The sequence below is a fragment of the Microcystis sp. M179S2 genome, from assembly GCF_020245805.1.
In the GTDB taxonomy this organism is placed as follows: domain Bacteria; phylum Cyanobacteriota; class Cyanobacteriia; order Cyanobacteriales; family Microcystaceae; genus Microcystis; species Microcystis aeruginosa.
In genome coordinates, this window is sequence record NZ_JADBUE010000362.1 from 21,651 (window position 1) to 36,236 (window position 14,586).

A 14,586-nucleotide genomic window follows, 5' to 3' on the forward strand; every position below is an offset into this window, starting at 1 on the left:
CAGTTAAACCGATCACTAAAGCTTTTTCCTGTTTATATACTAGATAATTTTAGCGGCGCGCAGACCGAAAAAGAGACCGAGGGCAATTCCGGTAAAAACGATCAGATAACCCGCCAAAGCAGCAACAGCTAACACAGACATGGTGAAAATCTCCCAAGTAATTTAATCTTTTTTAGCATTGTACCGTTATTCTTGCCCTTCCCCTTCCTCGTCTTCTATATCTTCCCCAAAGCGCTGCTGGGGGGGGATTGCGGCGACAATTGCCTCGATTACCTTGCCGACTGGAACAATTTCTAAGCCCACATCTTCGGGATAAACTTGACCTCTAGGGACAATCGCCCGTTTAAAGCCCAATTTAGCCGCTTCTTTTAATCTTAGTTCCATTTGCGACACTAGGCGCACTTGTCCGCCTAATCCCACTTCCCCGATTAAGACTGTGCGCGGATCCACGACTCGATCGCGAAAACTAGCAACAACAGCGATCGCAACTCCCAGATCCGCCGCCGGTTCTTCCACTCCCAACCCTCCTGCGGAGGCAACATAGGCATCTAATTTCGATAAAGGAATGCCGACGCGCTTTTCTAAAACGGCGAGAATTTGCTGTAATCGGTTGTATTCTATGCCCGTGGTCGATCGGCGCGGGGAAGCGTAGCTGGTGGGGCTAACTAATGCCTGTAACTCCACCACAATCGGGCGTGTACCTTCACAGGCTACCACCGTCGCCGTACCCGGGGAAAATTCGTCGCGATTGCCTAAAAACAATTCTGAGGGGTTTTCCACTTCCACCAAACCGTGATCCACCATCTCGAAAATACCGATCTCATGGGTTGCCCCAAAACGGTTTTTCACGGATCTTAAGAGACGATGGGAGGCATAGCGATCGCCTTCAAAATATAACACCGTATCGACCAAATGTTCCAAAACTCGCGGACCAGCGATCGCCCCTTCTTTAGTAACATGACCGACAATCAATAAAGTAATATTCTCCCGTTTTGCCACCTGCATCAAGGCGGAGGTACATTCGCGAACTTGGGCGACGGATCCCGGTGCGGAAGTTAACGCCCCAAAATAAAGAGTTTGAATACTGTCAATTACCGCCACCTGTGGGCGTAGAGATTCTAATTCCCGCAAAATTTCCTCTAAATCGGTTTCTGGCAGAACATAGAGATGATTATCGAGTTCTGCGGTTGATTCAGAGGCTTTTTTATCCTTGCCATTGCCATTATTTTCCGACTCCACGGGGACCACTCCCACTCCTAAACGGGCAGCCCGCAGTTTAATCTGTTGTCCCGATTCTTCAGCGGAAACGTAGAGGATGCGCGGTAATCTTTGGGCGAGTTGGTTGGTAACTTGCAGTAAAAGCGTCGATTTGCCGATACCCGGATCGCCGCCGATTAGTACAAGAGAACCGGGGACAATGCCACCACCGAGAACGCGATCGAATTCGCCGTAACCGGAGGGAAAACGTTCCTGTTCATACTGGGTAATTTCCGAGAAGCGCACCGAGATGCGCGGTTGGGGGTTGCGTTGCCCTTTGCCGTTATTTGGGCGACTATTTTGCCATCCTGGGCGATTTACCGCCGGATTATTGCCACCAGCCACCACTTGTTCTTCTAGCGTCCCGTAGGTGTCACAACTGGGGCATTTTCCCAACCATTGGGGAGATTCCGCCCCACAAGCGCTACAGATATATATTGTTCGCGATTTCGCCATGTTTTTTAAGAAAAGTTGAAGAAAAGCGGTTTGGGGATCAATTCTCTTGTCAAATTTAATTAAGTATGATAGGGGGGAAGGAAGACCATAAAGTTATTGATAATTGCCATAAAAGAAATAAAATAGGAAATTTAGGCTTAATGATAACGGCAAAAGGATATTCTATAAACAGGAACGCTCGTTATTTAACTTTAAAATTCATCACACTATTTAACTAAGGAGTGTTAAGTCAGTTGGAGAACCAGAAGGAAAAAATTCTCGTTGTTGATGATGAAGCCAGCATCCGTCGTATCTTAGAGACTCGTTTGTCGATGATTGGTTATGAAGTCGTCACCGCCGCCGACGGCGAGGAAGCTTTAGAAACCTTCCGCACCGCCGAACCCGATTTAGTGGTTTTGGATGTGATGATGCCGAAATTAGACGGTTACGGTGTCTGTCAGGAACTCCGCAAAGAATCGGATATTCCTATCATTATGTTAACGGCTTTGGGGGATGTGGCCGATCGAATTACCGGGCTAGAATTGGGCGCGGATGACTATGTAGTTAAACCTTTTTCTCCCAAAGAACTCGAAGCGCGGATTCGTTCGGTGTTGCGTCGGGTAGAGAAAAATGGCGCCCCGGGGATTCCCAGTTCTGGTGTGATTCATATCGGTTCAATTAAAATCGATACCAATAAACGCCAAGTTTATAAGGGGGATGAACGCATCCGTCTGACCGGTATGGAATTTAGTTTACTAGAATTATTGGTCAGTCGCTCGGGAGAAGCTTTTTCGCGCTCGGAAATCCTTCAGGAAGTTTGGGGTTATACCCCCGAACGTCATGTGGATACGCGGGTGGTAGATGTGCATATTTCCCGTTTACGAGCCAAATTAGAGGATGATCCCAGCAATCCTGAGTTAATTCTCACCGCTAGAGGTACAGGCTATCTTTTTCAACGTATTCTAGAACCAGACGAGGAATAGTTCTCAGCTATGGCACAAGCTGATCCCAATCGTATTTTAAGACTGTTACCCCTGTTCGCCGGCATCGTCGGGGGTACGGTATTAATGTTTAATCGTTTTGCCACTGCCGATTTAACCCCATCGCAAGCGCGTTCCGATGTGATGGGAGTGATTTTGAGTGGGGTTTTAATTTTGGTGGGTTTAATCTGGCAAAGAGTTCAACCCCGCTTACCGGATGCTGTGGAATTAATCGGGCGCGAAGGCCTGGAATTTGCCCCAGATTTGCCAGAACCGGTTAAAATTGAGCTTGCTTGGGCTTCCCATTTACTTTTAACTAACACCGTGACAAAATCTCTGATCGTTTATTATCGGGGAGAAGTTTTATTACGTCGCGGTATCTTAAGCCAGAATTCTGAAGTTAAAGTTAGTAATATTATCAAAAGAGTTTTAGAAACCGGTAAAGCCGTTTATTTAGTTAATTTAAATTTATATCCCGCTAAAATCGAGTTTGACTATTTGCCAGAAAACACCCAAGGCTTAATCTGTCAACCCATCGGTAAGGAAGGGGTGTTAATTTTGGCGGCAAATGCGCCGCGCAGTTATACTAAACAAGATGAAATTTGGATCGAGGGAATTGCTGATAAATTAGCCGACACTTTCAGTCAGTTTTAGACGATTTCAGTTGAGTAGGGAAAAAAGATGCCAAGAATCCAGTTTAGCAATCTTCATATCTGGTTGTAGGGCGATTTTGTCCAAAATTGGCACAAAGCAAGAGAATTGCTTGAGTATCGGCGGCGAACATCTAAGAATCTCCCCATGAATTCATCTACTTTTGATCGCTTGATTACCCGCGGCGAAAATTTCGATGCAGTATTAGCGATCGCCAAAGTAACCACTTCTATTCAGATTCTACCAGTTTATTTTCCCTTGATCGCTCCAGCATTTATGCTAAATTTACTGGTAGAATACTGGGGATTTACCCCGCCCACTTCAGTCTGTTCAACTCCACTGTTCATAGCTCTGAAAATTTCACGAACAGAGATTTTTTCGAGCAAACAACCTATAAAAAAGTTGTCTAGCCGTAATTCCTATAATTCAATTACAGCTGCTATTAATTTCCAGCAGGGAGCTTCTCCTTCCCAATTTGCCGAAGAGACCCAAGGCAGACTAAGACTGACGGTAACAAAACAGTTTTGCTGAGGTTGATAGCCTGTATTTAATTTCTCGACAAATACGGGATCAGTTATCTTTGCTTCTGTCAAACTGTTACCATTCGCTGTTGTAATTGTGCCACGCCACTCAAAATTTCCTTTTGAATTTTCTTTTTGATATACTCTAAAACTCTGCACATGAATCAACTGGAGAGTATAACGTTGATTGAAATTAAGGTTTTTCAAATAAGAAGGATTAACATATTTAATTGAATTGTGCAGTATTTTTGTTGGGGTTCTACAATACTTTCCCAAATCATTGATATTGAATCTACCTACACATTTCCATTCACCGGGTAAAACGGAAAGATTTTCCGATTCAAACCCAAAATCATTGCCAGTATCAGCAAGGGGAATTTCGAGAATATCTAAAACTTTTGGTTCTTTATCAGAAATTAGTCTAACTGATCGTGGAACCCTGCCATCTTCTGGATAAAGAGAATCACACACAGGACGAACCCAATTTCCTGAACTAATATCAATTCCAGCGATACAGCGTTCATTTAATTTCCATGAATTAGCAAGACAGACAATTTTTTTCAGAGATGACATATATTGATATTCCCCCATTTCTCCTTTAAATATTCCGCCACTAAACGACGGTGACAATTATGAGGTTTTGCCTCACTACAGAGTAAACAAGCGTTATTAATTACATCTGGAGAAACTTTTGTTTCAATCCTCCGGCTACTAATAAGTTGTCTAAATTTTTGTTCGTATATTGTCCAATCAACTTTTTTCTTTTTATATTCATCAAGAATATCTTGAGTTGGAGCTAAGTCTAAAACATGAACATAGTCAATTCCACCGATGACTTTTAAAAAATATTCTAGGTCAGCTTTTTTACTAAATCCTGCTAACTGGGAAACATTATTTAAACGAGTATCTATAACTCTCTTAACACCAGCTTTTTGTAAGTCATCAAAGAACTTCTGTGCAGTCTTTTGAGTAAAGCCGATTGTAAAGAGATTGATTGTCCTGTTCATCTTGATTACCACTTGTTTCTATATAAGCAATTGCATCACCCTGAAGCTTATAAGCTTTCTCCAAACATTCTGCTTTTGTGAGAAGATTGCTATTTGGCTCGACAAATAAAGAAAGCTGAATTTCTTTTTGACTACTTGCTGAAAAATCGGTCAAACTATGTTTAAACAGCATTCTTTCTTCCAGATGGTCATGAGATTCCAAGTCACCATTTTTGAGAATATGATAAATATCTAAATCGCAATGACGTAGATGTTGACAAACCAGAATCGCTCTATGACATTCAATCGGGTCTTTCTCCGCACACATAAGGGCAATTCGATGTTTTTTCACTCCCTGTAAAATTCGTTCAATTCCATGATTAAAAGCAGATGTTTTCGCAATTTTTTCGTATAAAGCTTGACCATTGACATAACATTCTTGGCTGCTCGGTCTGGCTCCTAATTCCTTGCCCAAAAACACATAGTAAATGCCTTCACTTTTTAAAGCATTTGACAATATTGACTGATTAAAATGCTTGAGAAATCGGCTATAAGGATGAGAACGAACATCAGCAAGGGCAGTTATATTATGCTTCTTAAGTAGAAGCATAAATGAGGCAATTTCGTGATTAGAGTGACCGATGGTGAATAACTGCATCAATATTATTATTCCTTCGATGAAAGCCTACAATAATCATTGTAGATCAACGATTGCCTAGAGAGGGGAACAGGCCATCGGGCCAGAAGTGACTCTATAGGCAGAATATCCTAACTTCTAACCCTGATTATCGGTAACGGGTCGATGTTTCTCGATCAAATCGATCGCCTGGGTGACACTTTCGGGGAAAATTACCACTAAACCACCCTCAGAAACCGTGCTTAAAGCCTTCTCTAAAGCCTCCGTTTCATCGAGAATAACTTCCGGACGCAAACTGGCATTTTCTTGGCTAATTCCCCGGAGAATTAAATCGGCCACTTCCCCCCGGCGGCGACCGCGAGTATCGTTATCTTCCTTAACAATAATTCGATCGAACATAAGCGCCGATAATTTCCCTAATAAAATTAAATCATCATCGCGTCGATCGCCAGGTCCCCCGACCACGCCGACTTTTTCCCCGGACCAATTGCCGACAAAACCGCCGACGGCTTCGTATCCGGCGGGATTATGGGCATAATCGATTAAAGCGTGATGGTGTCCCAAGTCAAACAGGTTCATCCTGCCGGGGGTCTGGGCCACGGAAGGTTTAAAAGTCCGCACCCCTTGGCGAATTAACTCGATATCGATACCCTGCACAAAAGTGGCTAAACAGGCGGCCAGGGCGTTAGCAATCATAAAAGGAGCCATTCCCTGCATAGTCACGGGAATATTAACCGCTTCCTCAATTCTCAGCGTCCATTCTCCCTCTAGAATCGACAGATAGCCATTCTCATAAATGGCGGCCATGCCACCGCGACGGATATGGTCGTGAATAATCGGGTTATCGGGACTCATGGAAAAATAAGCGACTCTTCCCTTCACTTTTTCGGCCATACTAACGGTCAAGGGGTCATCGGCATTTAAAACCGCGTAACCCTCGGCGCTAACCACCTCGGCAATAACGCTTTTTACTTTCGCCATCTGTTCGATGGTGTCGATATCACCGATACCCAAATGGTCGGCGGCCACATTTAACACCACCCCCACATCGCACTGATTAAAGGCTAAACCCGATCGCAGGATACCACCCCGGGCCGTTTCCAACACGGCAATCTCCACCGTGGGATCCTTCAAAATCATACTGGCACTGTAAGGACCGGTGTTATCGCCCTTTTCTACCAGATAATCATCGATATATACGCCGTCCGTCGTGGTAAATCCGACTATTTTCCCCGTTTGTCGGCAAATATGAGAAATTAAGCGGCTAGTGGTGGTTTTGCCGTTAGTTCCCGTAATCGCCAGAATTGGCACGCGACTGGGAGTCCCGGGGGGGAATAACATATCGATAACTGGGGCGGCGATATTGCGGGGTAAACCGCGACTGGGGGCGACGTGCATCCGAAAACCGGGGGCGGCGTTGACTTCTACGATCACCCCGTCCACTTCTTTCAGGGGTTTGCGGATATCATCTGTCACCACATCGATACCGGCAATGTCCAAACCGATTAATTTTGCCACTCTTTGGGCGATCCAGACGTTTTCGGGGTGAATTTCGTCGGTACGATCCACGGCGATGCCGCCGGTGCTTAAATTAGCGGTGGCCCGCAGATAGGCGATCGCTCCTTGGGGTAAAATGCTGGTTAATTCATAGCCCTGTTTTCCTAGCACATTAAGGGCGGTTTTGTCAATGGTTATTTTAGTTAAAACGTTGGCATGACCGTCACCCCGGTTGGGATCCTGATTAGTAATTTCGATTAATTCTTCTACAGTTGAGCGCCCATCACCGACGACGTGAGCGGGGATCCGTTCGGCCACGGCGGCGACTTTGCCATTGATGACTAAAATTCGGTGATCACTGCCTTTATAGTACCTTTCTACGATCACGCTGCGGGTTTTCGAGGCGGCACTGGCTAGATCATAGGCTTCCTCTGCTTCCTGTTGATTTTTAACATCGATGCTGATGCCGCGGCCGTGGTTGCCATCGAGGGGTTTAATCACGATGGGAAACCCTCCCACTTCCTCGATTGCCGCTGGCAATTCATCCAAGTATTGAATCACCGTACCCCGGGGGACGGGAATGCCACCATCCTTGAGGATAGTTTTCGTGCCTTCCTTGTCACAGGCCAACTCAACGGCTAAAATCCCCGAAAAACTGCTTAAAGTGGCTTGAATGCGCTTTTGGTGAACGCCATAGCCCAATTGCACCATGGCACGAGCGCTCAGGAGTAACCAAGGAATATTTCTAGCTTGTGCTTCTTTAACGATGGTTTCGGTACTCGGACCAAGGGCAGCATTATTGCATAAATCGCGTAAATCGGCTAAATCCTGGGCCAATTCTTCCTGAGGATAGGTTCCCGTATCGACAATTGATTGACACAAACGCACGGCAGCCCGACCCGCATAACGTCCCGCTTGCTCGTCAACGTACTCAAACACCACGTTATAGACTCCGGGGGTGGCGGTGGCTCTAGTGCGACCAAACCCGACGGGAGTTCCCGCCAGTTCCTGCAATTCTAGGGCGATATGTTCGATAATGTGGCCCATATAAGTACCAGTGCGGACTCGTTCAAAGAAACCGCCGCGATAACCGGGGGAGCAGTAATGTTCGACTAAACTGGGCAGAACGTCGATTAATCCCTCGTAAAAGCCGGGGATTTCATTCGATGGCTTCTCTGCGAGATCTTCGAGATCCAGACGCATAACAATGAGCTTGTCGCGACGAATACTCCAGTAGTTGGGACCGCGCAGGGTTTGGGTTCTGAGAATTTTCATGATAGAGCTGATGTTCGCTGTTGAGAAGCACAAAGAAGCCGTTGTTTATTGTCTGGTTTTCCGAGATCGGTAAACTGTTCACGATGAACAGTTTTTCAGGAGTTTTTTTACCCCAATTTAGCGATCACTTGCTGTTTTTTGAGATGATAGCCATCACCGTAGGCAAGAATATGCACCCGCAAATTATGCAGACTCAGGGGTTCGTTAGCGGTGACGTGATGGTGGTTGGTGTGGGACATTGCCCTGGCATCAATTACCGTCACTGTACCGCAGCCGATTACCGTCATCGTGCCATCCCGTTCAAACATAGCGCAGGTATCCTCATCGATGCCAATTCCTAAACGTTCGGGATAACCGGAGATAGCGCTCATTAACCGGGCCATGCGGTTGCGATTGTGGAAGTGTTGATCGACAATGACTTCAGGAATGAGACCTAATCCCATGGCCATATCCACTAGGGCGCGATTGGGTGCTTCCCCGCTGCTGCCCCCAGCAATCATGTGATGACCCATAACGGCGGCCCCGGCGCTAGTTCCGGCCAGGGTTAGTTCTCCCTGTTGCACTCTTTGTCTGATTCTTTCCATCAGGGGGGTATCGGAGAGCAAACCGCATAAACGCAGCTGGTCGCCTCCGGTCATAAATACACCTGTACATTCTTCGATGTAGGCTTGAAATTGGGGGTCTTCTCCCTGTACACGATCGCGAATATCGATAACTTTGACATATTTTGCCCCCATTTCCTCGAAAATCTTCTGATAGCGATCGCCGATTAAAACCGGTTCTCTGGAAGCGGAGGGAACAATAGCGATCACTGCTTCGCTACCCCCGGCGCGATTCCAAAAGGTGTGCAGTATCTCTTTACCGTGGACTTTATCCTCGGCACCACCAATGACTAAAATCGCCGTTTTGAGAGATATGGGGGTAGGATTTTCGTGGTGTTGGGTTTCTAGCTCGATGATCATGTCACTGAACGAATAGACATTTTTAGGGATGGAAGGTTTTTCGGGAAGATGGACAAGTATTTTAATGTTATTTTCCCTGAACGGTTGACGGAAAAAAATGCGGTTTAGGAATATTTTTCGGGACATCAAGCAATAGTAGAGGCGATTTTAGCAATTTTCTTCGATCCACTGGCAATGACGGACTGTTAGTTAACTTTAAGTCTAGGCTAGACTTCGATCACTCAAGCTAGAGCCAGAAAAACCCCTAGACAGTACAGCATAGTCTATCATGTTATCGAGATAGACTGGCGCCAAATTAGCAAGATTTTAACTGATCGAACCGTGACAAAATGATACATTAAACACTATCCCAGTCTAGGCCTTAATTTTCCCCGTGCAGTTTGACATTATTACTCTCTTTCCCGATTTTTTTACTTCACCGCTGCAGTCGGGGTTGTTGGCAAAAGCTCTCGAACGCGACATCGCTAGGGTAAATTTGGTCAATCTCCGGGATTTTGCCCACGATAAACACCGTCGTGTCGATGATGAACCCTACGGTGGTGGTGTGGGAATGTTATTAAAACCAGAGCCAATTTTTGAGGCGATCGAGTCTTTAGCAATTTTACCACCCCGGGAGATCGTGCTGATGACTCCCCAGGGGGAACCTCTCCATCAAGCTTTACTGAAAACTTGGGCCGGTAGTTATCAGCAGTTAATTCTCATCTGCGGGCATTATGAAGGGGTAGATGAGCGGGTTTGTGAGCATTTGGTGACTAGAGAGGTATCTTTAGGGGATTTTGTCCTAACTTGTGGAGAAATCCCTGCTTTAGCGATTATTAACGGGGTGACGCGGTTGTTACCTGGGACGGTAGGTAAGGCAGAATCGTTGAAATTGGAGAGTTTTGAGGCAGGTTTATTGGATTATCCCCAATATACCCGGCCGCAGGTCTTTCGCGGTTGGCAAGTGCCGCCGGTTTTGCGATCGGGTAATCATCAGGATATCGCTGATTGGCGCTATCAACAACAACTCGATCGCACTAAGGAACGTCGTCCGGATATCTGGCAAAAATGGCTAGAGGAACAGGATTAATCCCCCAAAATGCTGGCTTGCTGCCTACAATTTCAGGTGATTAAGGGCTAAATTCCGTTGTTGGAGAGCGAATTGATGGCTAGGCTCTAGTTGTAGGGTTTGGTTAAAAGAAACCACTGCTTCCGAGAAACATTTTAACTTGTAGAGACAACAACCCCGTTGATACCATGCCTCAGCCTTTTGGGATTGTAACTGTAAAGCCTTATTATAAGCGGCGACCGCTTCACTGAGTCGTTCTAATTCCCGTAAAGCTTCGCCTTTACTAAACCAAACATTAGCATCGGATTTAATGGCCAGGGCCTGATTATAAGCCGCTAGACCTTCGGCATAACGTTGCATCCGACAGAAAATCATGCCTTTGTAATGCCATGCTTCCAGATAATCTGGCTGCAGTTGAATCGCCTTATCCAAAGATGCGATTGCGGGGCTGATTTGTCGTAAATTAGCTAAAGCGATGCCGCGATAAAACCAAGCCCGAGCATTATTAGTCTCTAATTGAATTACCTGATTAAAAGACCCTAAAGCTTCAGGAAAACGCCCTAATCGTTGCAAGGCCAGACCGCGATTATACCAAGCATTGACAAAATTGGGCTTTTTCCGCAGGGACTGTTGATACAATTGAACTGCTTCGCGATGCTGCCCCAAATCGAGATGCGCGTTACCGCGATAAAACAACTCCTCTGCTGAAATTTCCCGCACTAAAGCTTGTTGCTGACGCAATTGCAGTAACTCTTTTATGGCATCTAAAACTTCTGCTGCCGAGGGAAAGCGTTGGCGCCAGTCATAACGGGTCATTTTATCGATAATAACTGCTAGATCATCTCTAACATCGGCCTGATCGCGCCAAGCGATTTCTCCGGTTTCGGCATCTTCGGGAAATTGCGTCGGTTTGAGACCAGTCAAGGCTTGAATAGCGATGATTCCCACGGCATAGACATCGCTAGACAATCGCGGTTTATTTTGCGCCTGTTCACTAGGCATATAACCGGGGGTGCCAATCCCAATGGACACACTGGTCTGTTTTGCTTTTAGCCATTGAGTCCCCACTTGTTTGACTCCGCCAAAGTCGATTAAAACTAGCTTGCCCTCTTGGCGACGGATAATATTATGGGGTTTGATATCTCGGTGAATAATATTATTTTGATGGACAAAAGCGAGAACTTCCAAGATATCTTTTAATAACTGAATTACCTGACTCTCTTCTAAACGCTTACCCTTAGAGATTTCCTGACTAAGATCGTGACCATCGATAAATTCTTGAACGATATAAAAAGACTTATTTTCCTGAAAACTGGCGAAAAATTGCGGTATTTGAGGATGATGGCCGAGTTTTTCTAAAGCTCTGGCCTCACTCTCAAATAATCCTATAGTAACTTCGTTAACCACTTGGGTGATTAACTGTTTGACCACACATTGAGGACGGCCGGGGCGATAGTTATCTTGGGCTAAAAAAGTTTGACCGAAAGCCCCTTGACTTAGAGGTTTAATAACTTGGTAACGTCCCCCGATAATTAGTTTCATGGTAGCGGATTATCTTTACCCTAGGGCAGCTTGACGGGACGGTTAACAGCCAAAGGGGTTAACTTGCTCATGCCCATCTTGCCAGTTAATTGATATATTACATCAATTGTCGTCAGAAGCGGGTAACGCGACTCGAACGCGCGACATTCACCTTGGGAAGGTGACGTTCTACCACTGAACTATACCCGCAAAAGTCTCCCTAATCATAGCATTGACCCCCCAGCCAGAGCAACTGCCCTAGGCTGTTTTCCATCACCGCGCCAGTTTGTCCAGAAACGCTAAACTGTAAAGCTTCCCGATAGACTCGCCCCGCCGGATGATCAATAATATTCGCCGCCCCACCGGAGGCAATCACTGCCCCTTGAGCGCATTGTAGAGCCAAATTAATCGCCCGACCGCGCCAGTGCAATTTGTCGGCAAAACTGGCCTGGTGGGAATTTAACATTTTTTCTTGACAGGACAGTAGGGCTTTTTCTAGCTGTTGATGGGCATTTTTTAGGCTTTCTAGCCGCTTTTGTCGATAAACCCCAAAAATAACATCTAAGCCCCCCCAAGCACAGCCAAGGGCAGGAAAACCGTCATGGAGAACATTTTTTTGATCGCTGGCCTCGATCGCTGCTGCTGTTGGTAAAATCCAGTAAACCATCCCTCATAGCTGACTAGCGCAGGAAACTGCCCCCATTAGTCCCACTTGGGCATTAAGGACGATATGAACGGGAATATTGCTTAATAGCTCCCTCATCCGACCTTTAGCCCGAAAAGCCTTCATAAAGCTACCCTCGGTCATTAGGGGAAGATTTTTGGCCGCAATCCCTCCCGCGATGTATAATCCTCCGTAGGGAAGCAACTTGAGGGCTAAATTGCCCGCTTCCGCACCGTAGGCCTCGACAAAGATTTTCATGGTTTGATAACAGAGATAATCCGCGTCATCTTGGGCAAAACTGGCAATTTTAGCCGCTAAATCGACGGTTTTTTGCGGTTTACCCATTTCTTCTAACCAAGCGCGGTAAATTTCCGCCATGGCCGGTGATGACTGACTATAGTTACTATCGTGGAGAAATCGATAGATAGAAGTGATTCCTTGCCCAGAAACCACTCGCTCCACCGAAATGCGCTCGATATTATAGAGATCCAAGAGATAATTTAATAGTTGATATTCTAAACTCGAGCGAGGGGCAAAATCGGCGTGGGAACCCTCACTACCAAACACCCGATATTTACCCTTCGAGACAGGAATCAAAAAACCCTCTCCTAACCCCGTCCCCGCACCGATAACCGCAATCGGGGCCTCTGGTACTGCCGGAGCCGACTGTAGATTGTGCAGCTCCTCTGGGGCCAATCCTAACACCCCATAACCGATCGCCGCAAAATCATTAATTAATTTTACCCGCTCAATCTGCAGCTCGTGGCTTAGGCGATCGCCAGTTAGAGACCAACTTAAATTAGTCAATTCGGAACTATTGTTAACCACTGGACCGGCAATACCGAAACAAGCTTTTGCCACTGGGGGAATAGTGGTTTGTCGGGCTAAAAACTGCTGGACGATCGGCACCAGATCGGGGTATTGTTTACTAGGATAAATTTCTTGATCGAGAGTAATTAGCCGGGGTTGGGGACTATCCGATGAGTTTTGGCAATCCACTAAACGCAGGATTGTTTTAGTTCCCCCGATATCTCCCCCTAAAAGAATCGTCATGCTGGTTTTTCCCTGAGTTTGTCCCCATAATTATAGTTTTTTTACCGCTTCTCCCCAGCAAATTTAAGGGCAGTCAATTCTATACTATAGTGAAAGATGGTAATGCCTAAGCCCTAATTAAGGATTGATTAATCATCGCTCCGGGGTTGGAATGGGGATTTGCTAGAGGACAGAAAGGGGACTTAAAGACATTTTAGGTCTAACTGTCGCCTCAAGGCGATCGATAGGGCGGCAAAACCTATCACTGTCCCCATAACTTTTAAGATAGACCAGAGAGGGAGAAATTAGCTTGGGTGTAGAACTTCGCAGTTACGTTTATCTTGACAATTTACAGCTTCAACACGCCGCTTACATCGGTACAGTCGCCCAAGGATTTTTACCCTTACCCGGGGATTCTTCCCTCTGGATTGAAATTTCCCCCGGCATCGAGATTAATCGCATCACCGATATTGCCCTCAAATCCGCCGTGGTTCGTCCGGGGGTTCTATTCGTAGAACGACTCTATGGACTCTTAGAACTCCATTCTAGCAGTCAGGGAGAGGTCAGGGCGGCCGGTCAGGCAATTTTGCAGTATTTAGGCGTTAGTCAGCGCGATTGTCTGAAACCGCAAATTGTTTCTAGCCAAATTATTCGCAACATTGACGCTTACCAAGCCCAATTAATTAACCGGAGTTCTCGGGGTATGATGTTAATGGCGGGACAGACTTTGTACGTTTTAGAAGTGCAACCGGCTGCCTACGCTTCCCTAGCCGCTAATCAGGCCGAAAAAGCTGCTTTAATTAATATCCTACACGTTACTTCCGTGGGCAGTTTTGGCCGCCTATATTTAGGGGGAGAAGAACGAGATATTATCGCCGGTTCCAGGGCGGCAGTTTCAGCTTTAGAAAATATTCAAGGTCGAGCTTTTCCGGGTAGCGACAAAAAAGAATAGGCTAATAAGCTGTTGACTATCTAATAAGTAGTAGGACAAAATTAACTTCTTGGTTAGGATAGGCACTCATGCATGAGGCAAAAGGCAAGAGGTGGTTAGATATGTATAATTAGGGCTTGCTGAATAAATGTGAAATGTAGGCAAGGTAAGGGTTTTATGGCTTTTCTC

The 14,586-nt window shown here is 45.8% G+C and carries 14 protein-coding genes and 1 tRNA gene; 4 read left to right on the top strand and 11 right to left on the bottom strand.

The genetic code is table 11. The features are described from left to right. Positions 1 to 39: 39 nt before the first annotated feature. Positions 40 to 141 carry a cytochrome b6-f complex subunit PetL gene (petL, locus tag IM500_RS22700; RefSeq protein ID WP_002791324.1) on the bottom strand — a complete coding sequence of 34 codons (102 nt, stop codon included), beginning with the start codon at positions 139 to 141 and terminating at the stop codon, positions 40 to 42. A 45-nt stretch (positions 142 to 186) separates the two neighbouring features. Beyond that, on the bottom strand, positions 187 to 1,713 hold the full coding sequence (radA, locus tag IM500_RS22705) for a DNA repair protein RadA (protein WP_190718605.1): 1,527 nt from the start codon (positions 1,711 to 1,713) through the stop codon (positions 187 to 189). 233 nt (positions 1,714 to 1,946) lie between these two features. Here radA and rpaB point away from each other — a divergent pair, with 233 nt between their 5' ends. After that, positions 1,947 to 2,675: a response regulator transcription factor RpaB gene (rpaB, locus tag IM500_RS22710; protein ID WP_002781934.1), complete on the top strand. Its 729-nt coding sequence runs from the start codon at positions 1,947 to 1,949 to the stop codon at positions 2,673 to 2,675. Between the two features lie 9 nt (positions 2,676 to 2,684). Then, positions 2,685 to 3,326, top strand: coding sequence for a cofactor assembly of complex C subunit B (locus IM500_RS22715; RefSeq protein ID WP_079208335.1), 642 nt, complete (start codon positions 2,685 to 2,687; stop codon positions 3,324 to 3,326). Positions 3,327 to 3,742: 416 nt separating this feature from the next. Here IM500_RS22715 and IM500_RS22720 read toward each other — a convergent pair whose 3' ends face one another. The 5 genes from IM500_RS22720 to IM500_RS22740 all read right to left on the bottom strand — a co-directional run bounded on the left by IM500_RS22720 (position 3,743) and on the right by IM500_RS22740 (position 9,201). Continuing rightward, positions 3,743 to 4,417, bottom strand: coding sequence for a dual OB domain-containing protein (locus IM500_RS22720; protein WP_239698203.1), 675 nt, complete (start codon positions 4,415 to 4,417; stop codon positions 3,743 to 3,745). Continuing rightward, a complete protein-coding gene (locus IM500_RS22725; protein ID WP_002804177.1) occupies positions 4,405 to 4,851 on the bottom strand; it encodes a DUF488 domain-containing protein in 447 nt (148 codons plus the stop codon). The genes IM500_RS22720 and IM500_RS22725 overlap by 13 nt, the downstream gene beginning before the upstream one ends. Further along, the gene (locus IM500_RS22730) at positions 4,787 to 5,488 is read right to left on the bottom strand and encodes a DUF488 domain-containing protein (protein WP_061433144.1); all 702 of its coding nucleotides are present in this window, start codon (positions 5,486 to 5,488) and stop codon (positions 4,787 to 4,789) included. The genes IM500_RS22725 and IM500_RS22730 overlap by 65 nt, the downstream gene beginning before the upstream one ends. A gap of 117 nt (positions 5,489 to 5,605) precedes the next feature. Further along, on the bottom strand, positions 5,606 to 8,239 hold the full coding sequence (cphA, locus tag IM500_RS22735) for a cyanophycin synthetase (RefSeq protein WP_190718602.1): 2,634 nt from the start codon (positions 8,237 to 8,239) through the stop codon (positions 5,606 to 5,608). A gap of 107 nt (positions 8,240 to 8,346) precedes the next feature. Beyond that, entirely contained in the window at positions 8,347 to 9,201 is an 855-nt protein-coding gene (locus IM500_RS22740) for a cyanophycinase (protein ID WP_061433142.1), read from the bottom strand. 373 nt (positions 9,202 to 9,574) lie between these two features. On the opposite strand from IM500_RS22740, the gene trmD reads away from it, so the two are divergent. Beyond that, positions 9,575 to 10,270 (top strand): tRNA (guanosine(37)-N1)-methyltransferase TrmD, encoded by a 696-nt coding sequence (gene trmD, locus IM500_RS22745; protein WP_190718599.1) that lies wholly within the window; start codon positions 9,575 to 9,577, stop codon positions 10,268 to 10,270. Between the two features lie 24 nt (positions 10,271 to 10,294). Here trmD and IM500_RS22750 read toward each other — a convergent pair whose 3' ends face one another. The 4 genes from IM500_RS22750 to IM500_RS22765 all read right to left on the bottom strand — a co-directional run bounded on the left by IM500_RS22750 (position 10,295) and on the right by IM500_RS22765 (position 13,487). Then, positions 10,295 to 11,791 (bottom strand): serine/threonine-protein kinase, encoded by a 1,497-nt coding sequence (locus IM500_RS22750; RefSeq protein ID WP_190718596.1) that lies wholly within the window; start codon positions 11,789 to 11,791, stop codon positions 10,295 to 10,297. 117 nt (positions 11,792 to 11,908) lie between these two features. Beyond that, positions 11,909 to 11,980 (bottom strand) — tRNA-Gly (locus tag IM500_RS22755). Between the two features lie 10 nt (positions 11,981 to 11,990). Next, entirely contained in the window at positions 11,991 to 12,437 is a 447-nt protein-coding gene (locus IM500_RS22760; RefSeq protein WP_287739588.1) for a hypothetical protein, read from the bottom strand. A 3-nt stretch (positions 12,438 to 12,440) separates the two neighbouring features. Further along, on the bottom strand, positions 12,441 to 13,487 hold the full coding sequence (locus tag IM500_RS22765) for a glucokinase (RefSeq protein WP_287739589.1): 1,047 nt from the start codon (positions 13,485 to 13,487) through the stop codon (positions 12,441 to 12,443). 289 nt (positions 13,488 to 13,776) lie between these two features. Here IM500_RS22765 and ccmP point away from each other — a divergent pair, with 289 nt between their 5' ends. Further along, positions 13,777 to 14,418 (top strand): beta-carboxysome protein CcmP, encoded by a 642-nt coding sequence (gene ccmP / locus IM500_RS22770; RefSeq protein WP_110578761.1) that lies wholly within the window; start codon positions 13,777 to 13,779, stop codon positions 14,416 to 14,418. Positions 14,419 to 14,586: the final 168 nt, after the last annotated feature.

Coding starts and splice junctions, on each gene's coding strand:
- petL (WP_002791324.1), bottom strand. CDS start 141: ATGTCTGTGTTAGCTGTTGCTGCTTTGGCGGGTTATCTGATCGTTTTT.
- radA (WP_190718605.1), bottom strand. CDS start 1,713: ATGGCGAAATCGCGAACAATATATATCTGTAGCGCTTGTGGGGCGGAA.
- IM500_RS22715 (WP_079208335.1), top strand. CDS start 2,685: ATGGCACAAGCTGATCCCAATCGTATTTTAAGACTGTTACCCCTGTTC.
- IM500_RS22720 (WP_239698203.1), bottom strand. CDS start 4,417: ATGTCATCTCTGAAAAAAATTGTCTGTCTTGCTAATTCATGGAAATTA.
- IM500_RS22725 (WP_002804177.1), bottom strand. CDS start 4,851: ATGAACAGGACAATCAATCTCTTTACAATCGGCTTTACTCAAAAGACT.
- IM500_RS22730 (WP_061433144.1), bottom strand. CDS start 5,488: ATGCAGTTATTCACCATCGGTCACTCTAATCACGAAATTGCCTCATTT.
- cphA (WP_190718602.1), bottom strand. CDS start 8,239: ATGAAAATTCTCAGAACCCAAACCCTGCGCGGTCCCAACTACTGGAGT.
- IM500_RS22740 (WP_061433142.1), bottom strand. CDS start 9,201: ATGATCATCGAGCTAGAAACCCAACACCACGAAAATCCTACCCCCATA.
- IM500_RS22750 (WP_190718596.1), bottom strand. CDS start 11,791: ATGAAACTAATTATCGGGGGACGTTACCAAGTTATTAAACCTCTAAGT.
- IM500_RS22760 (WP_287739588.1), bottom strand. CDS start 12,437: ATGGTTTACTGGATTTTACCAACAGCAGCAGCGATCGAGGCCAGCGAT.
- IM500_RS22765 (WP_287739589.1), bottom strand. CDS start 13,487: ATGACGATTCTTTTAGGGGGAGATATCGGGGGAACTAAAACAATCCTG.